Annotated in this window: 27 protein-coding genes and 1 pseudogene; 24 read left to right on the forward strand and 4 right to left on the reverse strand. The window is 52.3% G+C overall.

From position 1 onward, the window contains the following. Positions 1 to 84: 84 nt before the first annotated feature. Genes FBY13_RS12390 through FBY13_RS12440 form a run of 11 tightly spaced genes read left to right on the forward strand, consistent with a single transcriptional unit; the run spans position 85 to position 8,371 of the window. Positions 85 to 402 carry an RAQPRD family integrative conjugative element protein gene (locus FBY13_RS12390; protein ID WP_105080700.1) on the forward strand — a complete coding sequence of 106 codons (318 nt, stop codon included), beginning with the start codon at positions 85 to 87 and terminating at the stop codon, positions 400 to 402. Beyond that, positions 399 to 638, forward strand: coding sequence for a TIGR03758 family integrating conjugative element protein (locus FBY13_RS12395; RefSeq protein ID WP_105080699.1), 240 nt, complete (start codon positions 399 to 401; stop codon positions 636 to 638). Before FBY13_RS12390 ends, FBY13_RS12395 begins: the two co-directional genes overlap by 4 nt. A gap of 12 nt (positions 639 to 650) precedes the next feature. Then, positions 651 to 1,016, forward strand: a complete 366-nt coding sequence (locus tag FBY13_RS12400) for a TIGR03745 family integrating conjugative element membrane protein (protein ID WP_105080698.1) — start codon at positions 651 to 653, stop codon at positions 1,014 to 1,016. 9 nt (positions 1,017 to 1,025) lie between these two features. Continuing rightward, a complete protein-coding gene (locus FBY13_RS12405) occupies positions 1,026 to 1,400 on the forward strand; it encodes a TIGR03750 family conjugal transfer protein (RefSeq protein ID WP_105080697.1) in 375 nt (124 codons plus the stop codon). Beyond that, a complete protein-coding gene (locus tag FBY13_RS12410) occupies positions 1,397 to 2,056 on the forward strand; it encodes a PFL_4703 family integrating conjugative element protein (protein WP_105080696.1) in 660 nt (219 codons plus the stop codon). The genes FBY13_RS12405 and FBY13_RS12410 overlap by 4 nt, the downstream gene beginning before the upstream one ends. Next, entirely contained in the window at positions 2,056 to 2,943 is an 888-nt protein-coding gene (locus FBY13_RS12415; protein WP_105080695.1) for a TIGR03749 family integrating conjugative element protein, read from the forward strand. Before FBY13_RS12410 ends, FBY13_RS12415 begins: the two co-directional genes overlap by 1 nt. Next, positions 2,940 to 4,463: a TIGR03752 family integrating conjugative element protein gene (locus FBY13_RS12420; protein ID WP_105080694.1), complete on the forward strand. Its 1,524-nt coding sequence runs from the start codon at positions 2,940 to 2,942 to the stop codon at positions 4,461 to 4,463. The genes FBY13_RS12415 and FBY13_RS12420 overlap by 4 nt, the downstream gene beginning before the upstream one ends. Further along, on the forward strand, positions 4,463 to 4,735 hold the full coding sequence (locus FBY13_RS12425) for a hypothetical protein (RefSeq protein ID WP_105080693.1): 273 nt from the start codon (positions 4,463 to 4,465) through the stop codon (positions 4,733 to 4,735). The genes FBY13_RS12420 and FBY13_RS12425 overlap by 1 nt, the downstream gene beginning before the upstream one ends. Next, positions 4,725 to 5,138, forward strand: a complete 414-nt coding sequence (locus FBY13_RS12430) for a TIGR03751 family conjugal transfer lipoprotein (RefSeq protein WP_105080692.1) — start codon at positions 4,725 to 4,727, stop codon at positions 5,136 to 5,138. The genes FBY13_RS12425 and FBY13_RS12430 overlap by 11 nt, the downstream gene beginning before the upstream one ends. Then, positions 5,139 to 7,955 carry a conjugative transfer ATPase gene (locus FBY13_RS12435; RefSeq protein WP_145394289.1) on the forward strand — a complete coding sequence of 939 codons (2,817 nt, stop codon included), beginning with the start codon at positions 5,139 to 5,141 and terminating at the stop codon, positions 7,953 to 7,955. Between the two features lie 11 nt (positions 7,956 to 7,966). Continuing rightward, positions 7,967 to 8,371 (forward strand): hypothetical protein, encoded by a 405-nt coding sequence (locus FBY13_RS12440; RefSeq protein WP_105080690.1) that lies wholly within the window; start codon positions 7,967 to 7,969, stop codon positions 8,369 to 8,371. A gap of 96 nt (positions 8,372 to 8,467) precedes the next feature. On the opposite strand, the gene FBY13_RS12445 is transcribed toward FBY13_RS12440, so the two are convergent. Beyond that, complete coding sequence (locus tag FBY13_RS12445; protein WP_145394290.1) at positions 8,468 to 9,187, reverse strand: hypothetical protein; 720 nt, start codon at positions 9,185 to 9,187, stop codon at positions 8,468 to 8,470. Between the two features lie 264 nt (positions 9,188 to 9,451). On the opposite strand from FBY13_RS12445, the gene FBY13_RS12450 reads away from it, so the two are divergent. Beyond that, positions 9,452 to 11,887: an ATP-binding protein gene (locus tag FBY13_RS12450; protein WP_145394291.1), complete on the forward strand. Its 2,436-nt coding sequence runs from the start codon at positions 9,452 to 9,454 to the stop codon at positions 11,885 to 11,887. Between the two features lie 84 nt (positions 11,888 to 11,971). Here the strand turns inward: FBY13_RS12450 and FBY13_RS12455 are convergent, their stop codons facing one another. Together FBY13_RS12455 and FBY13_RS12460 are read right to left on the reverse strand one after the other, a co-directional pair. Next, positions 11,972 to 13,531 (reverse strand): P-loop ATPase, Sll1717 family, encoded by a 1,560-nt coding sequence (locus FBY13_RS12455; protein WP_145394292.1) that lies wholly within the window; start codon positions 13,529 to 13,531, stop codon positions 11,972 to 11,974. Between the two features lie 828 nt (positions 13,532 to 14,359). Next, complete coding sequence (locus FBY13_RS12460; RefSeq protein WP_105080686.1) at positions 14,360 to 14,950, reverse strand: mobilome CxxCx(11)CxxC protein; 591 nt, start codon at positions 14,948 to 14,950, stop codon at positions 14,360 to 14,362. Between the two features lie 511 nt (positions 14,951 to 15,461). On the opposite strand from FBY13_RS12460, the gene FBY13_RS12465 reads away from it, so the two are divergent. The 5 genes and pseudogenes from FBY13_RS12465 (at position 15,462) to FBY13_RS12485 (ending at position 20,136) form a co-directional block, all read left to right on the forward strand. After that, the gene (locus FBY13_RS12465) at positions 15,462 to 15,869 is read left to right on the forward strand and encodes a TIGR03757 family integrating conjugative element protein (RefSeq protein WP_105080685.1); all 408 of its coding nucleotides are present in this window, start codon (positions 15,462 to 15,464) and stop codon (positions 15,867 to 15,869) included. 29 nt (positions 15,870 to 15,898) lie between these two features. Then, a pseudogene (locus FBY13_RS12470) lies at positions 15,899 to 16,832 on the forward strand (TIGR03756 family integrating conjugative element protein). Positions 16,833 to 16,909: 77 nt separating this feature from the next. Continuing rightward, positions 16,910 to 18,262: an integrating conjugative element protein gene (locus FBY13_RS12475; RefSeq protein WP_370513195.1), complete on the forward strand. Its 1,353-nt coding sequence runs from the start codon at positions 16,910 to 16,912 to the stop codon at positions 18,260 to 18,262. A gap of 1 nt (position 18,263) precedes the next feature. After that, positions 18,264 to 18,611, forward strand: a complete 348-nt coding sequence (locus FBY13_RS12480; RefSeq protein WP_145394293.1) for a hypothetical protein — start codon at positions 18,264 to 18,266, stop codon at positions 18,609 to 18,611. 1 nt (position 18,612) lies between these two features. Next, a complete protein-coding gene (locus FBY13_RS12485) occupies positions 18,613 to 20,136 on the forward strand; it encodes a conjugal transfer protein TraG N-terminal domain-containing protein (protein WP_145394294.1) in 1,524 nt (507 codons plus the stop codon). Positions 20,137 to 20,180: 44 nt separating this feature from the next. Here FBY13_RS12485 and FBY13_RS12490 read toward each other — a convergent pair whose 3' ends face one another. After that, a complete protein-coding gene (locus tag FBY13_RS12490) occupies positions 20,181 to 20,393 on the reverse strand; it encodes a hypothetical protein (protein ID WP_105080680.1) in 213 nt (70 codons plus the stop codon). A gap of 237 nt (positions 20,394 to 20,630) precedes the next feature. Between FBY13_RS12490 and FBY13_RS12495 the strand changes: the two genes are divergently transcribed. The 7 genes from FBY13_RS12495 to FBY13_RS12525 all read left to right on the forward strand — a co-directional run bounded on the left by FBY13_RS12495 (position 20,631) and on the right by FBY13_RS12525 (position 25,822). Beyond that, complete coding sequence (locus tag FBY13_RS12495; protein WP_105080678.1) at positions 20,631 to 21,497, forward strand: hypothetical protein; 867 nt, start codon at positions 20,631 to 20,633, stop codon at positions 21,495 to 21,497. 952 nt (positions 21,498 to 22,449) lie between these two features. Then, complete coding sequence (locus FBY13_RS12500) at positions 22,450 to 23,349, forward strand: integrase domain-containing protein (RefSeq protein ID WP_145394295.1); 900 nt, start codon at positions 22,450 to 22,452, stop codon at positions 23,347 to 23,349. Positions 23,350 to 23,370: 21 nt separating this feature from the next. Next, positions 23,371 to 23,787 carry a hypothetical protein gene (locus FBY13_RS12505; protein WP_145394296.1) on the forward strand — a complete coding sequence of 139 codons (417 nt, stop codon included), beginning with the start codon at positions 23,371 to 23,373 and terminating at the stop codon, positions 23,785 to 23,787. Between the two features lie 339 nt (positions 23,788 to 24,126). Continuing rightward, the gene (locus tag FBY13_RS12510; RefSeq protein ID WP_145394297.1) at positions 24,127 to 24,543 is read left to right on the forward strand and encodes a hypothetical protein; all 417 of its coding nucleotides are present in this window, start codon (positions 24,127 to 24,129) and stop codon (positions 24,541 to 24,543) included. Positions 24,544 to 24,631: 88 nt separating this feature from the next. Beyond that, entirely contained in the window at positions 24,632 to 25,006 is a 375-nt protein-coding gene (locus FBY13_RS12515; protein WP_145394298.1) for a hypothetical protein, read from the forward strand. 83 nt (positions 25,007 to 25,089) lie between these two features. Further along, complete coding sequence (locus FBY13_RS12520) at positions 25,090 to 25,404, forward strand: hypothetical protein (protein WP_145394299.1); 315 nt, start codon at positions 25,090 to 25,092, stop codon at positions 25,402 to 25,404. 109 nt (positions 25,405 to 25,513) lie between these two features. After that, a complete protein-coding gene (locus FBY13_RS12525; protein ID WP_145394300.1) occupies positions 25,514 to 25,822 on the forward strand; it encodes a hypothetical protein in 309 nt (102 codons plus the stop codon). The last annotated feature ends 16 nt before the right edge of the window (positions 25,823 to 25,838 follow it).

The raw sequence follows: 25,838 nt of genomic DNA on the forward strand, positions 1-25,838 counted from the left end.
CAGAAATCCATAAAGATTTTACTGCTGTCAGGCGCGCGCGGTTGCGGCACTCTCACCCTCATCTGATACCCGGGAGAGCCGTACATGCGCCGTTTACCCCCTTTCATTGCACTCCTTGCCTGCATCATGCCTGTCATGACGTGCCACGCCTCCGAAAAGGATGAGCTCGCGCTGGTGATGCGCCAGCTGGATCAGGTTCAGGCGGGCCTTGACCGCGCCCGCGTGGTGGCGAACCAGAATCAGGATGCCCGCTTTTACTTCGACTATCAGCAGGCAACCCGCGACATCGCCACCATGAAACAGGGCATTTCCACCTATCTGGAGCCGTCGCGGGCGCAGCCCAATTCTGGCTCAGCGTCGGTGACCGGGCAGTACCGGGCGCAGGAGCCGGCGTGGCGATGAACGGCGCACAGACCTCCGGCTGGGCGGCAGGCACCGGCGGCAGCCTCACGCCCTCACAGCTGAATATCCTCATTCTGAGCACGCTTGCCATCGTCATCCTGCTCTTTTCTGCCTGGGCCATCGTGCAGGGCTACCGGGGATGGGCGTCGAGAGCCATCACGCTCAGGCAGTTTAATGAGCTGGTTATCCGTCTGGTTCTTCTGTACCTGCTGACCCTGTTTTTCTTCTTTAACTGAAAGGACACCACCATGAAACTCCGATTTATCAGGCTCTGTCGTGCCGCACGGCTACGCGCCACGCTGCTGATACTGCCTCTGGCACTGGCTGCCGGCCAGGCATGTGCAGGACTGCCTCAGGTTCAGCCACCGCCCGGTGGTGGCGGGGGCGGGCTCTGGAACACCTGGATGGGCTACCTGAAGATGGGGGGACTTGCTCTGGGGCTCCTGGTGTGTATTGGTGCATTCATGTCGGTGGCACATGCCGTAATTACCTCATTTCACGACGTACGTAAGGGCAAAGGCACCTGGACCGAGCTCATTCTTTACTGCGTCGTCGGCATCATCCTCATCCTTGTTGTGATTTACCTCGCAACCCAGGCAGCAGACATTCTCTGAGGAGCAGTGATGGCCGTTATCGACTTTCTCCCCGACCGGCTCAATTACCCGCCCGTGGTGTACCGGGGATTTACCGCCGGCGAATTTCTGCTCGCTGCAGGTGCAGGTAGTATCGCGGGCATTCCACTGGGCGTACCGCTTTGCCTGGTGCCCCACGTTGGCTGGCTGGCATTTCCGACCTGCATGCTGCTGATGCCCATTGTTACGGTGTTTTTCGGCGGGAACCGGATTGCTGCCTACAAGCGCGGGAAGCCGGAGAACTACATCTGGCAAAGGCTGGAGCAAATCCGCTGCCAGTTGGGCCTGTCGCGTTCGATGATTCTGGCCAGCCGCGCCTGGGAGCTGCAGCGCACGTCAGCACGCGCTATGAGGAGGTCCACATGAGCCGGTTTCGTAACGGTATCACGGCGCGTGATAACCACATCTTTTCCCTGCGGATTGCCTGCGTGCTGCTGTTCGCTGGCATGCTGGTCACCTCAGTGGGCTGGATGCGTGCGCCCTCAGATATGACTATCCATATCCCCCCCGACCTGCGCTCGGGCAGCACGCAGAAATGGTGGGTGATTCCGCCCTATACGGTGTACGCCTTTGCGTTCTATATCTTCCAGCAGCTCAACGCATGGCCGACCAACGGTGAGGTGGACTATTCGGCGAAGATTGCCCAGCTCAGCCCTTACCTGACGCCGTCCTGCCAGGATTTTCTGAACAGGGACTATGAGTTTCGTAAAAACAGCGGCGAGCTCAAGGACCGCGTGCGCGTGGTGTATGAAATCCCGCGTCGCGGCTACAGCGACAGCAGCGTCGACATCCTGAGTGACGATCGCTGGGTGGTCCGGCTCGACCTGATCGCTGACGAGTATTACCACGCCGAGAAGGTCAAGCGGGCGCTTGTACGCTATCCCCTCAAGGTCGTGCGCTGGGAAGGTGACCCGGCGCGCAACCCGTTTGGCATGGCGCTTGACTGCTATGCCTCCACGCCGCAGCAGCTAGAAGCCATGCCGCAGCCGGAGCCGGAGAAAAAAACAGGAGTCTTCCAGTGATGAAACGTCCGCTGATACTGCTGTGCCTGATGCTGGTCTCAGGCCTGACGCAGGCAGTTGAGCTCATGAAGTGGGAGCGCATTCCGCTGCAGATACCGCTCACCGTCGGCCAGGAGCGCATCGTGTTTGTGAATAAAAACGTGCGCGTGGGGTTCCCGCCGTCCCTCAACGGCAAAGTGCGTATTCAGAGCAACGGCGGCGCGGTATATCTCTATGCCAGAAAGGCCTTTCCGGTGACGCGCATTGAGCTGCAGAGCAAGGAAAACGGCGAAGTCATCCTCCTTGACGTCAGCGCCGTGCCCGGCAAAGTGACGCGCGAACCGGTGAAGCTTGTTTATGACGGTGAAGTGGCCACAGCAACGGCCAGTGACAGACAGTCGGTGAGCGGCGACGCCGGCAGCAGCAGTAAAAGCACAATTCCTGACGCTCAGTCCGGGTCTGCGCCGGCACGTAAACCGCCAAAACTCAGCGCCCCGCTGCCGGTGGTGCTGACCCGCTATGCCGCACAGAGCCTTTACGGGCCGGTACGCACCGTGGAGCCGGTGCCGGGCATCAGCCCCGTGTCGCTGAAGCTGCCCTCGTCCATTACAACGCTTATGCCCGGCGAGCCCGTGTCGGTCACGCCGATGGCGGCCTGGAGCCTGCTGGGCGACAGCGTGGTGGCGCTGCAGGTGCGTAACCGCTCGGCCGATAAAGTCGTCCTCGACCCGCGAGAGCTGCAGGGCCAGTTCGAGACGGCGACCTTTCAGCACCGCTGGCTGGGCCGTGCCGGCACGCCGGAAGACACAACGGTCGTGTACCTGGTGATACAGGGGCGTCCCGAAGGCGCGTTTATCGCCGAACCCGTCACGATCATGCCTAAAACGGCACGGAGGGCGAAAAAATGAGCCAGCCCGGCACAAACCTGTTGGTGAAAATTGCGGTGCCGGTGGTGCTGACCGCCGCCATCGTCGTGGGCGTTAAATCCTGCTCTGATTCAAAGGATAAAACGACATCGACGCAAAAAACCACCAATGCAGCGCTGAAAGACCTGACGCCTGATGAGCTCAGGGCGCTGGGCGTTGAAGGCGACACGCCGCAGGATACCCTGCGCACGATAGTGGGCAACTTTCGCCGCGTTCAGGACCGCCTGGATACGCTCGCCGGCGACAACAAAAAGCTGAACGAGGAAAACGCGGATCTTAAAAAGACCAACAGTAACGTGGATGCACAAATCAACGAGGCCGTGGCCAGTGCCCGGGCGGAGGAAGCCGAAAAGCGGGCAAAACTGAGCAGCCAGGTCTCCGATCTGAGTGCACAGATGGGCCAGATGATGGAGCAGCTGAAAAACAAAAATGCCGCAACGCCTGATAAAAGCAGCGCACCCGGCAGCGATATCCCGATAGGGCTGGGCTATGACGGCGGCACCAGTGGCAGCGTCACGATGTCAGCCCCCGCCTCAGACGGTCTTCAGTGGGTCGAACCCAAAGACGGACTCCCGGTGGATGCCAGCGGCAAACCCGTGAATGACAGCAATAAAAACAGCGCAACCGGCTTCTCGTTTGCCTCGTCGTTCAGTGAAGCGGGTGACGCCGGTAAGCAGGCCGGCGCGGCGGTTTCCACAGCCGTCAGCCAGGCTGTGCCGGATGCGGTGAAACCCGTCGAACCAGTGTTTACGCTGCCGGAGAACTCCACGCTGGTCGGCAGTCGCGCCATGACGGCACTGCTTGGCCGCGTTCCCATTGACGGCAAAGTCACTGATCCGTACCCGTTCAAGGTTATGTTAGGCAAAGACAACCTGACGGCCAACGGCATCGAGCTGCCGGACGTTCAGGGTGCCATCGTGTCCGGTACGGCAACCGGTGACTGGACGCTGTCCTGCGTGCGCGGGTCCATTACCAGCATCACGTTTGTGTTCGCGGACGGCACGGTGCGCACGCTCCCCTCGCCGGACAGCCAGAACGCCAGCGGTAACAATCAGAATTCACAGAACAGCAGCGGAAACGGCAACAGCAGCATTGGCTGGATTTCAGATGACAACGGCATTCCCTGCATTTCCGGCACCCGTAAAAGCAACGCCTCTACCTATCTGCCGACTATCAGCCTGCTGGCCGGCGCTGCCGCTGCCGGCGACGCCCTTTCACAGAACCAGATGACGGGCCAGACCAACGCCATGGGCGGCGTGACGCAGACCCTGACCGGTGATGCGGGACAGGCCGTGCTGGGTAAATCGCTGTCCGGGAGCATGAAAGAAACCGTGGACTGGGTAAAACAGCGTTATGGCCAGACGTTTGACGCGATATACGTGCCGCCGGGTCAGACCGTGGCGCTGCACATTACCCGCCAGCTGGCGATCGACTATGAAGAAAAAGGCCGCAAGGTGAAGTATGACTTCAGCCTGGCAGGCTCAGGTACGGGGATGGACTGATGAACAGCCAAAGTAAAGACAGCTGTGAGCTTGAGTACCGCGTGGGTTATACCCCGCTAAGTGGCCGACTTTATGCCGGCTTCGTCCGGCGTGATACAGGCAAGTGGGAAGCTGAACCGCAGGACGTGACGGACTGGGCCATGCTGGCCGTCGCGCAGAAGCTGGTTCGTGAAAATACTGATGTTCTGCTCAGGCAGGCGGATGGCCGCATCCTGCTCCTTTCAGCAGTCATTTCTGAGATACACACGCCGGAGGCTGGTGATGAAGAATAATGCCTTAAATTTGCTCATTCTAGGCGGGGCAGTTGCGCTGATGCTGAGCGGCTGCAGCACCTCTAAAGATGAAATGCTGCCCCCCGGTGACAGCACCATGCTGGAGCTCTGGAACAACGGCGCCTCAACAACCCACGCCACCGCTGAAAGCCGCACCACGCTGCGCCGGCCGGTCTCCGACAGCGAACGTACCATCGGACAACAGACCCGGGACAGTTACAGCCGCACCCAGGAAAATGAAATTCAGCAGACCTTTTCGCGCCTGCCCAACCCCGACATGGTGATGTACGTGTTTCCGCACCTGGCCGACGGCAACACGCCGGTGCCGGGCTACAGCACCGTGTTCCCTTTCTACAGCCAGGTGCAGTATGCGCTGCCCGGCGAACGCACGGAGGCGCTGTAAATGGCCTTTCGTCTTTTTCGCCGCAGCCGTGAAGCGCAGACTGAACATCAGTACGGTCACGGGCCGTTCTCGGTTGAGGGCCATGAGCCTATTACCCGCGACGGCCGCCTGACGCACGCCGATGAATCAGGTCTTTATGCCACTGGCCCCTCCATCATTGACCACGTTCCCTGGGGGGAATACCTGCCGGAACACCAGTGCATCCTTCTCGACGACGGCGTTTCTGTGGGTGCCGTATATGAGATCAATCCCGTCGGCACCGAAGGTCGTCCCGAATGGCGTCTGGCGGAAATCCGCAACGTGGTGGAAAACGCCCTGCAGGACAGTATTCCCGAGCTGGACTCACATCAGTGGGTGGTGCAGTGCTTCTGTCAGGACGACACCGATCTGTCGGCTTACATGGATTCCATCCGGGGCTACGTCAGACCCCGCGCACAGGGGACGGCGTTTACCGAGGCCTGGCTGAAGGAGCAGGAGCGGCATCTGAAAAATGTGGCCACAGAAAAAGGACTGTTTGTCGATGAAGCCGTGACCGGTGCGCCCTGGCGCGGGCAAATCCGGCGCACGCGCATGGTTGTATACCGCTGGGTGGAAAAGCCTTACCGCGACCCGGTGGCGCCGGAGGTTCTACTGAATCAGGTCTGTGACCGTCTGACCTCTGCATTAAAAGGTGCCGGCATCCTTTCCGTACGCCAGAACGGTGAGCAGATACACAGCTGGCTGCTGCGCTGGTTCAACCCGGCCCCGCAGTGGACGGACAAAGCCACGCTGTACCGCTGCGCCCGCTACCGCGATGATGCGCCCGGTGACCTGCCGCTGCTCAATGACTTCAGCGAAAGCCTGTGGTTTACCCGCCCCCGCAGCGATGCAGACAAGGGCATCTGGTGGTTTGATAACGTCGCGCACAAAGCGGTGCCGGTCGCGCGGCTCCGCAACAGTCCGCAGACCGGACACCTCACCGGCGAGGTCAAGCGCGGCGACAACATCAACGCTATCATGGACCTGCTGCCGGAAGGCACCGTGCTGGCCATGACGCTGGTTGTACAGCCTCAGGACAAACTGGAGGCGAACTTTGCCAGCCTGAGCCGCAACTCGATGGGAGAGAACGTTGATTCGCTGCGTGCGCGTGAAGATGCCGCCACGGCCCGCACGTTCCTGGGCAACAAGCACAAGCTGTACCGGGCGGCCATTACCCTGCTCATAAAAGGTCAGGACGAGGACGCCCTCAGCAAACGCTACCGTGACCTCAGCAGTGAGCTGCTGAACTGCGGACTGGAGCCGATCAATCCGGAGCACGATATCAGTCCCCTCAGTACCTACATGCGGGCGCTGCCGATGTGCTTTAACCCGCAGCACGACCGCCAGAACTGGTACACGCGCCTGATGTTTGTCCAGCACTTCGCCTGTATGGTACCGGTTTACGGGCGAGATACCGGCACAGGTCATCACGGACTGTCCTTTTTTAACCGGGGCGGCGGTCCGCTGTCAGTTGACCCGCTGAACAAAGCGGACCGCACCCAGAACGCGCACCTGTTGCTGTTTGGTCCGACCGGTGCCGGAAAGTCAGCCACGGTGGTGGACAAGATGACGCAAATGGCGGCCATCTACCGGCCGCGTATTTTCCTGCTCGAAGCAGGCAACAGTTTCGGCCTCTACGGTGATTACTGCGAATCGCTGGGGCTCAGCGTTCACCGCGTCAGCATTAAGCCCGGAAAAGCCGTGTCGCTGGCACCCTTTGCTGACTCACACCTGTTGCTGGAAGTGGAGCCCGAGAAGCTGCTCATCCACGAGGAAGATTTACCGGACACAGACGCTGACGATGTGGATGAAGATGAGGATGATGAAGACGGTGAACGTGACGTTCTGGGAGAAATGGAGATTGCCGCCCGCCTGATGATTACCGGTGGAGAAGCCGCAGAGGAATCCAGACTGTCGCGTGCCGACCGGGGGATGATCCGCGAAGCCATCATGAATGCCGCCCGTAAGGTTTATGCTGAGTCCCGTCAGATGCTGCCCGAGGACCTGATGTTTGCGCTGCAGGACATCGCTCATGATGTCAGCCAGGGCGCTGACGGTCGGGAGAAACGCACGCCGGCCCGACGCGCACGCGCCGAGGAGATGTCAGAGGCGCTGCGTATGTTCACTGAAGGCTTTGAGGGCGACCTGTTCAACAAGCCAGGCACGCCGTGGCCTGAGGCCGACGTCACCATCGTTGACCTTGCCACGCTTGCCCGTGAGGGCTATGAGGCCCAGCGAGCCGTGGCGGTAATTTCCCTGCTGAACACCATTAATAACATCGCCGAGCGCGATCAGTATCTGGAAAGGGAGATTATCGTGGCCATTGATGAGGGGCACATCATCACCACCAACCCGCTGCTCGGACCCTATGCCACGAAAATCGCCAAAATGTGGCGTAAGTTAGGCACCTGGCTGTGGATTTTTACCCAGAACCTTGAGGACTTTCCGGACACGGCCAAAAAAATGCTCAACATGGCAGAGTGGTGGATTTGTCTGGTCATGCCCCCGGCAGAGGTTGAGCAGATTGCCCGCTTCAAGACGCTTAAAGATGAGCAAAAGTCCATGCTGCTTTCGGCCAAAAAACTTCCCCAGAAGTATACCGAGGGCGTCATTCTTTCCGTTAAAACGCAGGCCTTGTTTCGGGCCGTGCCGCCGAGCCTCTACCTGGCGCTGGGCATGACGGAAAAAGAAGAGAAAGCAGAACGCCGGGCCATTATGAATGAATTTAAGTGTACGGAACTTGAGGCCGCTTACCATGTTGCACGTCGTCTTGACGAGAGCCGTGGTCTTATTCACTGACAGGGGATTTTATGAAAAAACTGACCATGGCACCGCCACGGGTTGTCGGGGACAAGGCTTTAATCGCCACTGTCATTTTTACCGTCCCGCCGCAGGGGCAGGCATCGGTCGGTGAGACGGATAACCGCGCCATCGTGCAGCTCCGGGAGGAGATAGGTCAGCGCCTTGAACATCCCTTGCTGGTATCTGTCTATCCGCATCGTGTCGGGCGACGCAGCTGCACGGCCGTGCATCTCTCTGGTGCCAATAACAGGGCCCTGGATATTCTCATCACCGTCACAGGAAACACGCTATGGCCAACTGATGGGGATTACAGGACAGGTATCCGCTGGAATATTTGTGTGCCAGATGCGACCGATATGCTGTGGGTGCTCAAGGAGATAGACCGGGCGACAGAAGCTGAGATGTGTCATTAAACAGGCCCTCCGTTATCGCCCGGCACCGGTGTGTGGTGTCGGGCGGGAACGGAGGCTGCGGGTGCGGGCGGCATAGAGCCCGCTTTTGAACTACCGTCACGACCCGAAACTTATTCCTTGTCTATTTTGTAATTTATATTTTTTAATTAACTCAGCCTGATACCGTTCAAAATACGATAAAGACATTGAAACTGCTTTTTTGTCTTTGGCCACAGCGATTATCTGTTTATTTACAAGCCCACCACTGCTGCCAGTCCCACCGTTTTTATCCTCTGTTTTACTTTTGCGATGCTTAGTCATGATTTCAATGTAAAGATCGAGAGATTTTAAATCAAACCCGCTTTCGAGAGAAAAAAATTCCGATATCTCATCCTTATCTATTTCTCCACCAATCAAATCATGCTTTTCATCCTGCTTTCCTTCACCAGGAAAGTATTTTTTTATACTTAATCCGAGGTCGCTGCTATCGTATAAAAAACCACCTACCATATAGTGAGCGTTAAAAAGATGCAGACCATTTTCGGCAAGCTCTTGACAGGTAAGCAAATACCCTGCATTTCCATCTTTATATTTATCTAACTCCGAGGACATGCTCTTCAAATCCTTTTTAAACTCGACAATAAAACTTTTTGTTCCTTTCTCAAGTAAAGCATCACCAATCCTTTCAGCACTTCCATCCAGAGGTGCCAGGAAATCAATCCCCCAGAGTTTTTTCGCTTCAAGTACAAATTTGTACTCAACGGTTTTTTCGAACCACGTATACTCCGCATCTGTTTCTTTTGATGCTTCCTGATTATCACTACTGGCATTTGTCATTTAATTATCCACCTTTAATGCTTATCTTTAGCACAAGCCTGTGCCACCTTGTATTTCTCAACTTCAATTATATAACTTTACTTAACCAAATTTAGCGTTTGCACCTTTAATCTATCAAATCAAATGGGCGGGTAAAGTTACAAACCTGTAAAGTTTACTTTATGAATTCATGATGGTAATTATTTCTTTCAAATTATCATTTTTTTGTTTGAATCATAGTACGTCTCAGCAATATGTCCCTGACACCACTACAGGAGCATTCTGATGCGTCATCCCTTTGAACTCGACCCCGAAATCATTCACCACATCATCTACAGCCAGGCCGGCTCAGTGGCCAAAGCCCTTATCGAACTCATCATGAACAGCGTCGATGCCGGCGCGGGCGCCGTCATTCTGGATATTACCCCGGAGGGCTTCACCTGCCGTGACGACGGCCGTGGTTTTGCGACACATGACGATGTGAAACGCTATTTTGGCCGCTTCGGTACGCCACACCGTGAAGGCGATGCCACCTACGGCCGCTTTCGCCTCGGCCGTGGCCAGATTATGGCGCATGCCCGCACAACCTGGCGCTCGCAGCGCTGGCAGATGGACGTCGACACGCGGGTAATGGGTTATGAATATGAACTGACAGAGCCCGGAAAGATTCAGGAGGGGTGTGCCATCAGTGGTGACTGGTATGAGCCGATGTCCACTCAGGAGCGTATGTCATGCATGCAGGAAATTCGGGACCTGGTGCGTTACACGCCCGTCTCGGTCTGCCTCAACGGCAACGTGATTACCCGTAAACCAGAGCTGGAAAAATGGGATGCTGAGGATGACGCAGCCTGGTATCGCCTGCGCGAAGATGGCGCCGTGTCCATCTATAACCAGGGCGTGCTTGTGCGGCACGACCCGGGCCACAACTGGGGCGCTGGCGGCCTTATCGTGAGTAAAAAAGCCATTGCGCTCAACGTTTCGCGGACTGAGATTCTGCGCAAGAGCTGCACGGTCTGGAAGCAGATAGCAGCAAAATTCAGCGAGCTGGCGCAGGCCTTTTCTGACAATACCGGCAGCCACCGCAAAACCGAGGCCCGCCGTGAGAAAACCGCCCGGGCGCTGCTTGCCGGTGAGGGAGACCTGCAGAAGCTAGCTAACGGCGAAGAGTTGATTACGCTGCTCCCGGGCAAACAGCACGTCACCCTGGAGCACTTCCTGCGCAAATGCCGCTACTACCCCTCTGCCGTCGATAAAAACTGTTTTACTGTGGCTGAGTATGCTCGGGACGTCCCGCGCGGGGAGCTCATTGCGCGTGCCGGCATCGCGCCGGTCATTCACCCGGTGACGCTGACGCGCTTTAACTGCGACGGCACGGATGATTTTATGGACTCCATGCGTCGCGTACGCGACAACCTCATCGCGTACCGCGCACAGCTGCCGTCTTCCGGCCGCTGGGGAGTGCCGTTCAGCTCAGAGCTGCAGCTCATTGATTTTGACACGCTCAGCGCGAACTTTGTCGACCGCACGCAGATGGTGAGTGAAAAGACCCTGGATAAGGAAACCCGCAGGGCCTGGACGGCGCTGCGCTACTGCCTGGCCCAGTATGCCCGGGTGTGTTCGGGCGGCGAGCGCGGGAGCACCTCACGGGCTTACGGCGGCGTGCGGTTCCAGATTCTGCTGGGCGAGTCGACGTCGGCCGACGCCTGGACGGACGGTGAGACGTACATCGCCTATAACATTGATATCGTGCGCCAGCTTAAAACCGACGCGCTCAGAACGGCCAGTCGCCTCTTCAGCCTGACGGAGCACGAGGTGGCACATGAAGGTGACAGCATGGACTGCGGCCACGATGAGGGATTTTATCAGCGGTTTCACGATATCAGCACAGAGTGTGCGGCTGAACGTCAGCATTTTATGCACGTCTGGCTGATGAAATACACGACCAGCCTTGAAGGTGCCGGTAAACGCGCGAAAGGCCAGGCGTGGAGTGAGCGTTACCTGGCTGAACGCGCCAGCACCGGTCGGGAAAGGAACGGCCTGCCCGGGATTATCAGTGCTGACAGCCTGGCTGATGACATCGGGGCGGCTGTCGAACCGGAGGACGGTAACCTTCTGGCCTTCCTTAATCAGCAGCTCGGAGTAACGGGTACGCAGTCACCCGAATCCGTCGACTGGGCTGACCTCGTGGCTGCGGGGATCGAGGAGGCCAGCGTCGCCCGCGAACGCAGGGCTGAGGAGAAAAGAATTCACGAGGAAGAGTGGGAAGCTTACAAAGCATCGCCCGAATACCTGCAGCTTATAAAAGACCAGACCGAGTATTTTGGAGCCTCTGAGCAGGAAGAGCGAGAGTTCATGGCGTCCAGCCGTCTTCGTTTACTTGAGTCCCTTCCCGGCGCAACCCCTGAAAACCTCACGCAGGAAATTTTAGAATACCTTGTCTACTGTACAGATACAGATGAAGAGGAGCTGGATGCCTGGCAGCGAAAAACATGGGAACAGCCCGGTGGATACCGGCCTCTGCCCACAGCAGACGACAGCGCTTCAGCTGTTCAGAAGACTGATCCCCGACCAAAAGACAGCATCCCGGAATCCTGGCAGCCGTACGTTTATGAGGGTGAGACGCGTGCGATGATAGAGCGCAATGCGGACGCTGCGGGATTTTACTGGGAACTTGATTATCTTGAATGGCGGCATTCAAATCAGAATGACGGCTTGAAATAATAAAAAAAGGGGCCAAAAAGGCCCTTGAACGAGTATGTCTAAGTCATCTGATTTTATATTTATGGGTAATGCTTAAGGTTTATGTCATCTGTTAAATAAAGGATGAACGATGAAATTTCTCTTCATATCTGTTATGTCTAAGTCTGGCTTGTCATATGAAGAGTAAATAGTTATGGAAGTACTCCGTTTGATGCCTATTACACCTATAGTAAACCAAATCTTAATCAATTCATCGAAATTCAACACCGCGTTCGAATGGATAGGATCATCTTCAGCTGAACCGGCCCCTCTGTCTAAGACATAGGTTGAGATTTCATTTTTTTTGTTATCTCCGATGGACTCGATAGAAAACTTCTTCTCATCTAATAAAGAAATAGCATCTAAATAGCATGATATATTCTTATAAATGCTGCCCCACTCCGTGACAAGAGCTCTTTTTCTGGATGAGAAATACTTTTCTTCAGCAACAAGAACAATATCTTTGTTAATTTGAACGCTTCCATTGCACTCTTTTAAACAGTAATTAACAAAGCTTATTGCATCACGCGGCCTTAACATCGTTCTGTCTAAAATGTAATCATCGGCTCTAATCCCATCAACGTCAAAATGGAATATATCTTTCATAGTGACACTTTTTGAACCTTGGTATTTATTTTTTACTAAGTGATTTATCCTTGTGTCAATAATCTCTCTTATTTCTTCTTTGTTCCATGATACAGCATATATCAAAGACTGGTCTTTTTCATCTTGCCGAAGAGTTTTATTGTATATTCCCATTAAAATATCAGTTCTAATGGAAATTAGTATTTTGACGGATTTTATATCTAACAACTCTCTAAAAGCTTCCAGTAAAGCGTTGATGAAATCGTAACGAATATCACTTGAACTCAACCAAGATTTGTCTAAATCATCTATGCTTATTACAATTCTAAACTGGGCAGCTTCGGAAAATTCATCATTTAAAATCTTAATTAACTCTTTTTGTTTTCTTATCAGCTCTCTGCTTACATAGCTGGAAGTTTCTGACTGAATTCTTTGTGCATCTTCCTTGCGGAATTTCCCCCCAAGTTCCAGGCCCTTCAGCGCAAGTTTAGGCGATAATTCGCGCTCCATTTTGTTGCTTATTTCTACTAAAGCCTTATCATTAAAGAAGACATCTTTGAATTGTTCTAAGTATTCATTTGCAAGCTCGGGGTTATAAGATTTCTTTTTGCCACCAACAAGATCTTGCACTCTCTCAAAAAAGCTTTGCAGGCTCGATTTATGAAGTGCAGGAATTACCTTTATCAAAAGAGCGTGAAGCCATAAAGACTTAAAAAAAACCCTCAGATCGATACCTTTATCATTGAGACTGGATATGAAAACATTGTTTTTTATATGTTCAAATATTGTATTTTCAGCCTCAATCTTATCATGCGTCTTTATGGATTCTGCTGCCATAATTTTTCTTAAAAGAGCAGACTTACCACTTCCTGTTCTACCGACAATTATTCTTCGAGTAAAGTCAGGATTGTTTACTGAATGGTCGAAATTCAATAAACCATTAAATATATTACTTTCATAAAAACATGAATCAAGAAAGGAATCTGTTTCCGCTTCCAACTTTCCTATCTCATCATTATTTCTAAAAATATGGACGGTCATGATTTTTATTCCCAGAGTTAAATGTTATTAAAACACTAAAAGCATCTTTTTTAACTTAGATTAATCTATACATAAATTTTACTCATGTAAAGATCATGAGTTGAGGTAATTACATTGAAAATTCAGCAAATTTGATTTGTACGTTAAATTTAGCCTCCCTTGCGAGAGGTAATATGTGACCTGCTCCACGGTAATCATAAAAGAGTGTTTCTAGCTACTTCCGCTAATGGCACAGAGCAGACATGCTCGAGTGGCAAGGTCCGCTATGAGCGAAGAGCAGAAGTTAGCGTTAGAGCAAACAGCGGATCCAGTGACTGCAAACCTGCTATGAACACGTCCGAACTTATAAATTGCAATTTGCAACTATCCTAGGCTAGTGGCATAGTTATGAGCAGTGGGAAATGATTTTTTCTCAGAAGAAAAATTAGATAATTATGCCATAATAACTCATAAATGATAGAGTCAAACTATTAAGTAGGAAATCAATGGAAAAATAAGTAAAGGTGGGAATAGGTTTTGAGAAAATTAATATTGAATGAGTTTATTTGTCGTTATTATTTTTCCTGATAGAAGAAGTATAGGGTGGGACTATCCCACCCTATTGAACTACTTACCACACACTGGGCACCCAGCAACTGATGGAGCAAAGTTGATGGTTTGCGATTTTCTAAAACTTTCAGTTACTGGAAACGATTCCAATCCCTCGTGAAGAGGTAAGTTTTTTGTGTCAAAATAGTATTGTTTGATGAATTTTAACAGAGCTACTCTTTCTTCATATCCTGCATTCAGGAAATTTTTTATCAGTGTATCATTATTCATTTTTTAGCCTTATTTGCTCTTGTATAGTTTGTAGTTACCACAGCCATCACAATTATCAGGCGTCATACTTTTTGGTATTTTTTGACATACATGGCAAGGTACTTTGTAATATAAGTTTCTTGCTCTCGTTGCATATCTTTTTTCTGCATCAGAAATACTATAATCAAGGTCTAATCTTTCTCTATTTTCTGATTTTAATTGAAGCTCTTTCAGTTTTAAGGCAGAATCTTTTTTGTTTTGCTCATTTGCATCTTCCTTTGCTTTTCTTGCTTCATTGTAGATTGATGTATTTTCTTTTTGGGACTCGTTATAAAAAATATACTTATCATCCCACTTAGATATGATAGACCACAGTGCAGTTATTATCTGTATCGTTGATACAAAACCTAGTAAAGACAGTAGGTAAGGAAAAACTTTGGAGTCTAAGCCAAAAGACAATGCTGTACTTCCCACTGTCAACGGAACTGCAATGCCAAAAAAAGTCAGAAGCATTCTTGGCAATCCTAAGACATTTTTTCTACGTTCAAAAATTTTTGCAGTACCGAAGGCCTCCGCTTCAATATTCAACAATTTCCTCTGTATCTCAGCAATATCAGACATCGCTAATAACCTTTCTTATTATGTAATGATCAAGATTGCAGTATATTACGCACCTGAGACAAAACAAGACCATACCAGACAAGAAGTTAATACTCAACATGTAACTTTCACATGCCACAAAGTTTTATCAAATAAATCAAATAATTAGGATGGGTGAAAAATGCTTATCCTAACCAGCTAATGCCAAGTCCGGTAGCCTTCTTCTAGGCTATTCGGCCGCTTTACCTTTTCTCAGTAACTTGCACTAATCGGACAGGCTGAAGGGTCATCAGCTCTTTAGTGAGTGAATAGCGCAAGTTCAGAATTCATTCTTATTTCTAGATGTATTAATCGACGGCGCTGGTCAGGCCAACTTCTGCTCCTGGCACAGAGCGGACATTTGTGAATTGCGGAGTTTATTGTGAGTGGTGAGTTGGTAAAGAATTATGATTTCCGGTTTAAGAGTTAACTGCTGAACCTTACGCGCTAAAACCGCACCCTGAGGGCATCATTCACTCAGGGAGTGCCCCTCATGAAAATCCCCCTCTGCTGCCTTACCACTCTGTTTCTTACAACCGGAGCCCACGCCGGCACCGTGATTTATACCGACCATGCGCACCCCGTTACCGGCGAACTGAGTCCCGACGTCACCCTCACTGAGCTGGACGCGCCCGACCGTTTCCAGGCACAGTTATTCGGTCCGCTCTCCGCTAACCCGGCGCAGGCTGAGCAGCAGGCCCGTGCAGTCATCGCCTCCCCGGCGTTCCGTCAGGATCAGCAGGCCTTAGCGGCGAGCTATGCCGGCGTTGCACACGCCTGGTCACTGGGGCTGGAAAAGTACCCTGCCGTGGTGTTCGACGATAAATGGGTGGTGTACGGCACCACCGACGTCACTGCCGCCCGGGCGAAGCTCGATGCCTGGCGGGAGAAACAGCCGTGAACATACGCCTTTCCCGTCCCCGCCGGCTGATGCTGGCCACGCTGTTTACCTGCACCGGCACGCTTGCCAGCGTGAACACCGCGAGCCTGGTCTCCAGCGCCATGAGCCCGGACTGTATCAGCTGGCGCATCAGCGGTATCTGTTACTGGCTGCTCTGCACCCCCTTTGGCTGCACGGTGAAAACCTCGGTCAAAGTCACCCACTACATTCCGGAAGCCGTGGTCTCTGCCTACCTTAACCCTGGCGACAACCCGTGGACCGAAATGTCAGCCGTGAGCGCCACGGCCGGCGGCGCTGAAAGCCTGGTGTCGGGCGGTCTCGCCGGCGTGCCTGCTGGCGGTGGCCGTCAGGAGATGAAGGCTCCGGGCATGCGTAAACAGAACCTGCATTTCTACTACGGCGATGCGTATGGCCACCCGGCGGCGTCGCTCATCGGCGGGATGGTGCCGGGCTACTCCTGCCGCTCAGCCGCCACGCCGTTCGTACCGTATTTTGTCAGCGCCATGGATGCACTGGCCTGGCGAACGGGCATTCCCGAATCGTTCTATCCGGAAGCGCTCATCCCCGGAAAGCGTGAAATCGGGAATACGTTTGCCGGCGAGATGTGGGGCAACGTTTATCCCCGCAGCGGCTTTGTGACGCAGACCGACAGCTACAAATCGGCGGCCGTCGTGGTCCAGCGCGTCGCCGACATCATCACCCGCGAGGGACAGCTGCACGTCTACACCCCACTTGTTGGCCAGCGGTCTCCGGGCTACTGGCCACCTGACCCCGTTACCGAAAACACTGGTACAAAAAATCACAAGTGGCAGCGGCTTTCGCCGCAGCTGTCGCAGAGCTGCGCAGTCTTTCCGGATACGGGGGGCCAGACGGCGGAAAGCGGCGACTACGCCTGGGCACTCTGGCAGCCACAGCTGCTGTAAGCGACGTGGCCAGACCTTCCTGTACAGCACCGACTTTTAATAAGGACACACAGCATGATGAATTTCAGCGTTAAAAAACTGCGCGTGGCCACGGGCACGCTACTCCTTTTCCTGGTGATGCCGGCACTGGCCATCGATACCACGCTTTCCTCCCAGGGCGCCGGCGTCAGCGGCGCCATCAACGACGGTCTGTTCTATTCCATCGGCGGCGGCTCGGTCATTTCGCCGCCCTCAACGCGCAGCAACATGTCGCGCCTCGGACTGGACGGCGGCTGGAGCAGTGATTTGATGTGCGGTAACTTTGACCTGAAAACCACGGTCGGTAACCAGCTCAATGGCATCACCAGCGGATTTAAGGACCTCATGGGTAACGTCATTCAGGGTGCGACCGGCGCGGTGATGAGTATGCCGGCAATGGCCATTCAGCGTGCCAATCCGGGTCTGTATGAAATGCTCACCAACGGCGTGCTGCAGGCGGGCCTGAACTTCGACAAGGCCCAGCTCAACTGCCAGAACATGTCAAAAAAGCTGGCCGACTACACTCTGGGCAGTAAGTGGCAGCAGGCGGCCGTGTCTGAAGAGTATAAAGACATCGTGGCATCAAGCGGCGGTGATGCGGTATCGAGCGACCAGAAACTGCAGAAGGCCACCGGCGAAGAAGGTGTGACCTGGGTCGGTGGCCAGAAACGCGGCGGCAAGGGACAGCCGGCGATTCAGCCCACGCGTGACCTGGCAAAAGCCGGCTACAACATGATGAACAGCCTGCCGGTGACCAGCAACAGCAGCGTAGGCTCATCCAGTTGCAACGGTACGGTCTGCCAGCGCTACAAATCCTCCGATGAAGCCGCTGCGGCCGTAGTGAAGGTGCTCGGCGACCGCTCTATCCGCACCTGCCGTGAAACCAGCGAATGCACCAGCGGCGGCGCGGATAACCAGCCGGGCAGCACCGTTGCCGGCACCGGCTTCTCGCCGGTACTGGAGGACGCCACCAAAACCAACCTGGAGCAGCTCAGCAAGCTGGTTAACGGTCAGCTGCAGCCCACGGCCGATAATCTGGCCGCGCTCAAAACCGGCAGCCTCGTTGTCACGCGCGGCGTGATTCAGGCGCTGCGTGATGACCCGGACAGGGCCGCACTGGTGCAGCGACTGGCGGGTGAGCTGGCCATGGCTGACACGGTTGAGGCGGCACTCACCATGCGACGCATGCTGACGACCGGTGAGTCTGAGCCGAATGCGGCCGAACAGCCTGAGGCTATCGCCGAGGGTGACCGTCGCGTGGATGCGCTCGACCGCGAGCTGAACGCGCTGCGTAACGAAATGGAGCTGCGCAAATCCATCAGCAGCAACAGCCTGCTCACTACGCTTGAGCGTCAGGGCGAACGTAATCAGGACAACCAGCTGCAGCAGAAAGCCGGCAATCAGGACCAGGGCTTCAGCCAGATGGGCCAGCCTCAGCCGGGAGGCAACTGACATGAAGCGCAGAATCCTGATTGGCCTCACCGGCCGCATTTTGCTGATATTCCTAAGCACCGTTGTGGCCATGGCCGCGATGTTTGGGCTGGCATCGGTGTTCATGGCGTATGACCCTGATGGCCATCTTATTCAGAAGTGGCTCTACGACAGCCGGTGGATCATGTTTGCCTGGCGACTGTGCATGTACGTGTTCATCGGGTGCATCTGGATCATGAAGCTGCGGCCGCGCCTGCTTAAGCGCTGGCCGGACGCAGCCGGAGGCCTGCCGCGCCTGGAGCGCCTTGCCATCATTTATCTTCTGGTCACGGAGTATGTGGCCTGGTCTAACGCAGTTCAGGGAGGCTGAGATGACGGCGAACAGTTACCTGGAGTACTTCCTCATCCTGTTTGGCTGGGTGCTCAACAACTCGATGTGGGGCATCCTCAGCAGCACCGGTCTGTTCGCGCTGCCGCTGATTTTTAAAGTACTCGGCGTGTGGCTGAAGGTGCGTGAGGAAGGGGCCGATGAGGGAAACAAAGGCGTTCTGGCGCTCCCGCGCATCGAGCACGCTATCTATGTCTCGTTTGTGGTCATGCTGTTCTGCTGTGTTCCGCTGCTGCCGGTGGATATCAGCACGATCAAGTTTGATGACTCGCGGGCGAAACAGTGCGGCTTCAGCGTACCCACGCCGCAGAACTCCGGCTATAAAGGGCTGGTTAACGACTTCGACGGCCGCACGGCTGAAGTGCCTGTGTGGTGGTATCTGCTGCATGCGATGTCGAAAGGCACCACGCAGGCGATGATAGCCTCCATTCCCTGCGGCACGCAGCTGCGGCAGCTGCGCTTTGACGTGCAGAACACAAAACTGCGCGACCCGGTGGTGCTGCAGGAGGTCCAGGACTTCGCAAACCAGTGCTACTCCCGTGCCTATTTTAAGCTGAAGAACAGCAACAGCCAGCTGAGCGACGCCACCATCAACTCGGTCGGCTGGATTGGCAGCGACTATTTTCTCAATACCTCGGGCTATTACGACTATTACACGGCCATGACGCCACGAAGCCAGTGGCCCTACAGCAGCAGTCGTGACAGTGGCTATCCGGATACAGGCCAGGGGGGATATCCGACGTGCAAAACATGGTGGTCAGACGGGAGCAACGGACTGCGCAAGCGTGTACTGGCCAGCTTCAGCGAATCAACCCGAAAAGAGCTCCAGCGACAGTTCCCGGGCACACAGTGGGAAGAGCCGGCGCTGCGCTGGCTGGTCAGCCCCAGCAACGCAGAAATTTCAGGGAGCGGCGTCACCTACATGTCCGGCAGTGCGGACACAACGAGTGGTATCGGAGGGAGCCTGTCACGGTTTACGTCTACGGTCGGGCTGGGCATGAAGCAGGTTGAGGCGTTGCCGGGCTTTGATGCGCTCAAGCAGGCGCTGCCGATGATACAGGCGCTGCTTCAGATGATGATCATCATTGTCATCCCCGTGCTGATGATGTTCAGTGCTTATGAGCCAAAGACAGTAGTAACGATTTCGTTTGCGCTGTTTGCGCTGCAGTTCATCACGTTCTGGTGGGCACTGGCGGGCTGGCTGGATGACAGACTTATCACCATCCTCTACTCAAACCTTGCGGCAGGCGGACTGGCTTCGGGACAGCCTATTGCGGACTTCCTCAGCTCACCGCGTGACGGATGGATCATGAACCTGGTACTGGGGATGATGTATGTGGTGTTTCCGGCGTTCTGGGTAGGGATGCTTGGATGGGCAGGAGCAAAAATTGGTTCTATGGCAAGTCATTTATCAGACGGAGCTAAAATGTCTATGGATGCAGGTGCCGAAGCAGGGAAAAAGGCTCAAGGGATAGCCACACAAGGTGTCAAAGGAGTGATAAAGTAACAAAATCGTGTAAATAAAAGCGGCGATATCATTTCGCCGCTTTGTTAAAAACCGTCTTTCTCTTTAAAAAAGCCCTCTTTTTCCCAACTGTATTTCAAAGATGACTTATATTCATCACATGGTTTAGATGCAGCTTTGGTTATGGAAGAAACCAAAGTAGTTGCAGAAAAAGCTGCTCTAACAGAATCTCTCAAATCCTCACCAAAGCTCCGACCATTCTCGTACTTATCAAGCTCATCATTCCAGTCGCTGGCCATGAAATTTGCCTCCGATACTATGGTAAACGTCCAACCTCAGAGTACTTTAAAGACAGCTGAATTGGCAAGTTTTTGTACAACTCTCGGCACTCCGGTTTTCAAGGCTAAGCCGGTGAAAATCATCATTCTTAGAACCATGACAATTTCTCATTTGATTACAAAGTTTATCTTTCAGCAAGCAAGCTGGATAACGTATAAAAAAAACTGATTCTTCATGTAAGCCAGGCTGGAGTAGAAATGAGCTCATTTAAAACCTTTAAACTGGACAGAAGCCTGATTAACTCAAAGATTCGTATAAAAAACGAAATTCTTGCTGCTTGTATTGGCTATGGAAGTAAGGTTGATCAATATAAATTCATTACTGGTTTTTGTGAAAAGAAAAGAAATGGGTATGCAATTTTACTGGGGTTCATTTCAATTTTATTTGAAAATTCTAAACTACCTATTCAAAATGACAGGATATACTCATGGTACAGGAATGATCGCAATGTTAGAGGTTTAATAGACTCGCTCAGTGAGTTACAATCAATAGAAATCATTTCTGAGCTAAATGAAGTTTACGTTAATAAACAGAGGATTTTAAATTCCGCAGGAGTTACTCATGTTAACTTAAGGCGCGAGATTGCCCCAAAAGGAATACCAAACCATATAAGTAAAAGAGTCAGGATATCGCAATTCGGAATTGACGGGATGAGCTATGGTAGCTTACTGATGCTTTATAAAGCATCAGCAAATATTCTTGGTTACGAAAAGATACCCGTACACATGGATGTGGCAAACTCCTTTACTGATACTAACGATAAAGGCGGTTACGGTTCCATATCTTTGAATTTTAATATACCAATAGAAGATATATTGTATTCTTACCTCACCCTCCCCAGCGATCAGATGGAAGGTGAAGAATGGATTGCAATTAACCGTTCCTCTACTGGTATTATTGAATTTCCCGTTTCAAATATTACCATTAATGACAAAAGAGTCGAATCATTCTATGAAGAAGCCTACAGTCATTTAAACGCTGCTTCTGCAAAGCAATTATTCGATTTAGAGTACTCAAAAACATGGGGGAACTTGCCTCATTTCCGCTCACGCTTTCTGTCTTAAAATCCCAAACCCTGAAGTCATTAGTGTAAAGGTTCGTTTTACGGTTTGTCTTCAGGGCTGTTCCCATATTTTTACCCTCATGCATCTATAATATTTATCTTGTAAATGGATCTCATAACGATCTAACATTCCCGTTGTAGTACCGTTGCTTTAGCAACACGCCAATGTCCCGGCAATCTGAGAGGGACGCCTTCGGGTGATTGCACTGCCAAAACCGTCATGACCTGAGAGACGGAGCCTTCGGGCGGTAACTTCGTTTAACCTTTGAGAACGAAGATCGCGATGCGATAAAGGTCCTTTCTTTTACAAAGCCATTTCCGGCATTTTCTGATTACGGTTTCGGCCGTATCGCTTTCACTTTTCTTTATGCACTGACGCTGAAGGGCTGCTGCGAACTTTGCAACGCGGGTATGACCATTTGGAACATTTGGGCATCTTCCACGTTTGCATTGAAAGCAGAGGAGCGCGGCGTCACTTGCGTTCGAGTGAAACGAGTACCAAGTGACGCGCGCGAAAACATGTCCTGAACGCGCATTTTACGTACCTTTTCTTCCTTCACTACAACGTGAAACGAAGTGAGAAGACGAACACAATTTTATCAACCCAGTGAAAAACGCAAAACGAATCCGTTTTATCACATTGTTATTTAAGGAATAGTTATGTAATGAGATACCGAATCGGCGACATCATCGGAGGATGATGTCGGGGGCGACCTGGAAACAGGTACAGCGTAAGCTGCGGTCAGTGTAGAACACTGATTTGACACCTCTCAAAACCTCAACACTTTGCACTTCCCTGGTGCTCAGGTACTCATTACGACGCAGGATGCGCGAACTCAAACCGTGTCGCCAGGGTAATGCGGGTGTCGTTTTCTGCCGTTTTCACGGAACGGCAGAAAACGACATCTGCCTGTAATGCTGTTTTACGTGGCAAAACTGTTAAGGAGATACAGATGTCCAGACGTGAAAAACTGTTAAAGCAGGAACTTGCCGCTGAAATCCGTAAAAGCGGAGGGAGCTTTAAAAAGCAGGATGACTATTCCAGAATTATGCACCGTTTTGCAGAGCGTCTCGCCGCGCTCAATATTCAGATAAGCTCGGTATCACAACTCAAGGTCCGCCACATTGAGTTATATATGAACAGCCGGGCATCTGATGAGGTTTCCCGGCGAACCCGTCAGAATGAAATGTCGGCAATACGGGTAATGCTCCGTAATGCCGGTAAACACAAACTGGCTGACCCTTCACATGAACGACTGAATAATAAAAGTCTGGGTATTTCAGACACGAGTCGCATGGGCACAAAAAAATCTGTTTCTGACGAGCGCTACATCGAGATTCTTCAGAATATTGAGAAAAAAAGTGAAGGCGTTGCCGTGGCGGTATGTCTTTCTCGTTATATCGGACTGAGAAATGAAGAAGCTATTCAGTCAGCAAAATCGTTAAATACCTGGCTGAAAGCATTACAACGGGGTGATAAGACCCTGAAAGTTATTTTCGGAACCAAAGGGGGACGTGCAAGGCAGACCACCATCGTCGACAGGGATAAAGTTCTGGAGGCTGTTAACCGTGCCATTAAACACGCAGAAAAAAATAACGGTAAGATTATTGATAAACCCGATTTAAAAACCGCGATGGACTATTACAGAAATACGCTCCGGACCGAAATGAACGGGGGGCATGAGACACCACACAGCTTACGTTACAGTTACGCGGAAGATGCTTTCAGATATCACCTTGCCAGAGGTTTTTCGAAAGACGAATCACTTGCACTTACCTCGATGGACCTCGGACATGGTGACGGACGTGGAACCTATATCAGAAATGTTTACTGCCAGTCCCTGATGGACTGATGATTAATCATGAGGTGTACTGTGAAAAATTTACCCGTTATAACTTTCACCATCTTATCTGTTGAGTATATTAACGAAATAAGCTTATCTGAAATACCACCCTCAGAAATCAGTATTACGTTTAGTTGTCTTTCACCGGTTAATGAAACGGATACGTTTGCGACAGTTAACCGTTATTTTGATGACGGTATCGACTTCAGTTGCGCGACTGCCATTTCAGAAACAGGTTTTATATTTACGGGTTCATTAAAGATGTGTAACCGCGACAGCATTGAAAACATTACGGCGGGTGAGTTTACCATTCCTCTTTCAGCAGTTTTAGCCACGTTGCTTAAAAAAGGAACCTACCTGCAGCAGTGTGATCCCGATGCCATTATGGCAGACGCCTGGTTTGGGAATCGGTGCGAGACGGTGAAAGCGTCCTGGTTATCTTCATAAAATTCACTCCGGCGTTGTTGATTTGGACCGTGCGCTGGAGTACATTTTCTCTGCTAACCGTTGTCATCTCGACAACTGCTAATGTTCCGGTGATTTGAGAGGAACGCCTTCGGGTAATCACATGCCAATGTCATCATTACCTGAGAGATGACGCTTTCGGGCGGTAACAAATCTGTTTAACCTTTGAAAACAGAGACCCCTGCGGTTAAGGTCCTTTTCTACTTCGCATTACACTCCCATACACCTGTTTTACTCATCCGGCATTCTGTGCCTGATACTCACTCCTGAGGGATACTTTCCCTCCGGGACGGTTCCCTTTTTTATTAAGGGATCGTACCCATGCATTACACCAGAATGATCAACCCTATTACGTTACTGAATTGTGATTCGCCAGCTTCAGCAAAAATCCTGGTGGATTACGTCAAAACTCAGCTTAACGCTCGCCTGGATTACAGACTCATGGTCGACGCAGACTCACAGGTTCCTGCTGACGGCCTTCCTGACTACCTGACGTTTCTGAGACATGTCGCGCTCACAGTTGGTTTTGCGACTGAGCATGGCTACATCAGACATGCCTTTACCGAAGAGGCAGTGAACGAGCTTACTCTCCTTGGTACAAGTGTTCACAGTCTTCACTGGAATGCGGCTTTTCATGAAGGCGCTACCCGGTCCCGAGAGGACAAAGCGCTGGACAACGCTACAGAGCAACTGCGTGCAATGTTTTATCAGAGCGTTGATGCTTCTGACATCGTCTGACCGCCTTATTAACCGAACCGTTTCTCACCCTAACGGGACTTCTGTCCCCGTCAGGGGCAGGGTTCCCCAATGATTTAAGGAATCCTTTATGAACGCATTAACGCTTACCGAAGATTTTCAAATCAGTGCCGGCGAACGTAACGCTTACAAAGTTGCACTGGCCAAAGCTGAAGGTGACCTGCTGATTATTGCAGCGCATCGTCGTCTTGGTCTTAACACCGATACTGATGAAGACGGTTTTCCATACTATGTCTGGGAAATGGCTGACGTTGCCCGGGACCTGGCGGAGCTGTCTGTGCGTGAACTCGTGCCGGCATCCTGGCAGTCTTTCTTTGAAAGCCTCTGCCACATGGCCAGAAACATTGATGAAGCCGCCTGGACGTATTTTTTCGGCAGTGCCGTTAAGGACGAAGAAGGCCGGATGTATGACGAACGCGAATGGGAGCGTTATGGCGAATGGTGAACAGCCTAAGGTCTGTTTTACCCTTGCGGGGATTTATCTCCCTGCGGAGACAAATCCTCCCTTATTTTTAAGAGGATTTGTCGATGAACGCTCAGGCTTCTGAAATATCACTGCTGGTTAAGCACAACAGCGAAGAGTGGCACCGTATGTGGAACAGGCTTGCGGAGCACCCTTTTAACCGTTCTCTCAACGCCCCCGGGCAGACATACAACGGCGGCGAAGACTGGGAGTACGTTGAAACACTGGCATCACCGTCCGGCGGAACTGAAGAATGTTATTTCCATCAGTTCAGACACCGTTGTCACCCTGTGGCAGGGAATGTGAGTGTTAACATTTCTGCCAGCCGGCGTTTTACCCCGCAGGATTCGGGTAACGCTTACTACCACGATTTTGGTTAGTGATTAACCACCGGCCTGCGTCAGTTTCTGACAAAGGCTTTAACCCGCGCGGGGACAACCTCCCCGCCACAGCGGCGATGGTTTCTCCGCGCTTAATCAGGAGAAAACCATGAGCAGTATAATGCTTTCACTTATCACCCGCCTTTCAGGCGCACTCAACCGGCTTGCCGGCGCTCTGCAGCAACAGCAGGCTGAGTGGTTTACCAACCGCAGCGGCCGCTGCAGCTTTAAGGCCGACGTCGTGCCGACAGAGAACGGGTTTACGCCCGTTATCTTGCGTCGCACCGGCTTTACCCAGCGTGACTGGCGTACAGTCCAGCTCCCTGGCACCGGTACGTACGCAACAGCCCGTAAGGCCCTCAGGGCCGGGCGGCTGATGGCGCAGCAGATGGCGGAACTTCGTTACCGCTTTGACTGATGTTAACTGAATGACA

The sequence above is a fragment of the Pantoea sp. SJZ147 genome (genome assembly GCF_007828605.1).
Lineage (GTDB): Bacteria > Pseudomonadota > Gammaproteobacteria > Enterobacterales > Enterobacteriaceae > Pantoea > Pantoea allii.

What these genes read in the sequence shown, in the direction of transcription:
- FBY13_RS12390 (WP_105080700.1), top strand. Translation starts at nt 85, where the DNA reads ATGCGCCGTTTACCCCCTTTCATTGCACTCCTTGCCTGCATCATGCCT.
- FBY13_RS12395 (WP_105080699.1), top strand. Translation starts at nt 399, where the DNA reads ATGAACGGCGCACAGACCTCCGGCTGGGCGGCAGGCACCGGCGGCAGC.
- FBY13_RS12400 (WP_105080698.1), top strand. Translation starts at nt 651, where the DNA reads ATGAAACTCCGATTTATCAGGCTCTGTCGTGCCGCACGGCTACGCGCC.
- FBY13_RS12405 (WP_105080697.1), top strand. Translation starts at nt 1,026, where the DNA reads ATGGCCGTTATCGACTTTCTCCCCGACCGGCTCAATTACCCGCCCGTG.
- FBY13_RS12410 (WP_105080696.1), top strand. Translation starts at nt 1,397, where the DNA reads ATGAGCCGGTTTCGTAACGGTATCACGGCGCGTGATAACCACATCTTT.
- FBY13_RS12415 (WP_105080695.1), top strand. Translation starts at nt 2,056, where the DNA reads ATGAAACGTCCGCTGATACTGCTGTGCCTGATGCTGGTCTCAGGCCTG.
- FBY13_RS12420 (WP_105080694.1), top strand. Translation starts at nt 2,940, where the DNA reads ATGAGCCAGCCCGGCACAAACCTGTTGGTGAAAATTGCGGTGCCGGTG.
- FBY13_RS12425 (WP_105080693.1), top strand. Translation starts at nt 4,463, where the DNA reads ATGAACAGCCAAAGTAAAGACAGCTGTGAGCTTGAGTACCGCGTGGGT.
- FBY13_RS12430 (WP_105080692.1), top strand. Translation starts at nt 4,725, where the DNA reads ATGAAGAATAATGCCTTAAATTTGCTCATTCTAGGCGGGGCAGTTGCG.
- FBY13_RS12435 (WP_145394289.1), top strand. Translation starts at nt 5,139, where the DNA reads ATGGCCTTTCGTCTTTTTCGCCGCAGCCGTGAAGCGCAGACTGAACAT.
- FBY13_RS12440 (WP_105080690.1), top strand. Translation starts at nt 7,967, where the DNA reads ATGAAAAAACTGACCATGGCACCGCCACGGGTTGTCGGGGACAAGGCT.
- FBY13_RS12445 (WP_145394290.1), bottom strand. Translation starts at nt 9,187, where the DNA reads ATGACAAATGCCAGTAGTGATAATCAGGAAGCATCAAAAGAAACAGAT.
- FBY13_RS12450 (WP_145394291.1), top strand. Translation starts at nt 9,452, where the DNA reads ATGCGTCATCCCTTTGAACTCGACCCCGAAATCATTCACCACATCATC.
- FBY13_RS12455 (WP_145394292.1), bottom strand. Translation starts at nt 13,531, where the DNA reads ATGACCGTCCATATTTTTAGAAATAATGATGAGATAGGAAAGTTGGAA.
- FBY13_RS12460 (WP_105080686.1), bottom strand. Translation starts at nt 14,950, where the DNA reads ATGTCTGATATTGCTGAGATACAGAGGAAATTGTTGAATATTGAAGCG.
- FBY13_RS12465 (WP_105080685.1), top strand. Translation starts at nt 15,462, where the DNA reads ATGAAAATCCCCCTCTGCTGCCTTACCACTCTGTTTCTTACAACCGGA.
- FBY13_RS12475 (WP_370513195.1), top strand. Translation starts at nt 16,910, where the DNA reads ATGCCGGCACTGGCCATCGATACCACGCTTTCCTCCCAGGGCGCCGGC.
- FBY13_RS12480 (WP_145394293.1), top strand. Translation starts at nt 18,264, where the DNA reads ATGAAGCGCAGAATCCTGATTGGCCTCACCGGCCGCATTTTGCTGATA.
- FBY13_RS12485 (WP_145394294.1), top strand. Translation starts at nt 18,613, where the DNA reads ATGACGGCGAACAGTTACCTGGAGTACTTCCTCATCCTGTTTGGCTGG.
- FBY13_RS12490 (WP_105080680.1), bottom strand. Translation starts at nt 20,393, where the DNA reads ATGGCCAGCGACTGGAATGATGAGCTTGATAAGTACGAGAATGGTCGG.
- FBY13_RS12495 (WP_105080678.1), top strand. Translation starts at nt 20,631, where the DNA reads ATGAGCTCATTTAAAACCTTTAAACTGGACAGAAGCCTGATTAACTCA.
- FBY13_RS12500 (WP_145394295.1), top strand. Translation starts at nt 22,450, where the DNA reads ATGTCCAGACGTGAAAAACTGTTAAAGCAGGAACTTGCCGCTGAAATC.
- FBY13_RS12510 (WP_145394297.1), top strand. Translation starts at nt 24,127, where the DNA reads ATGCATTACACCAGAATGATCAACCCTATTACGTTACTGAATTGTGAT.
- FBY13_RS12515 (WP_145394298.1), top strand. Translation starts at nt 24,632, where the DNA reads ATGAACGCATTAACGCTTACCGAAGATTTTCAAATCAGTGCCGGCGAA.
- FBY13_RS12520 (WP_145394299.1), top strand. Translation starts at nt 25,090, where the DNA reads ATGAACGCTCAGGCTTCTGAAATATCACTGCTGGTTAAGCACAACAGC.
- FBY13_RS12525 (WP_145394300.1), top strand. Translation starts at nt 25,514, where the DNA reads ATGAGCAGTATAATGCTTTCACTTATCACCCGCCTTTCAGGCGCACTC.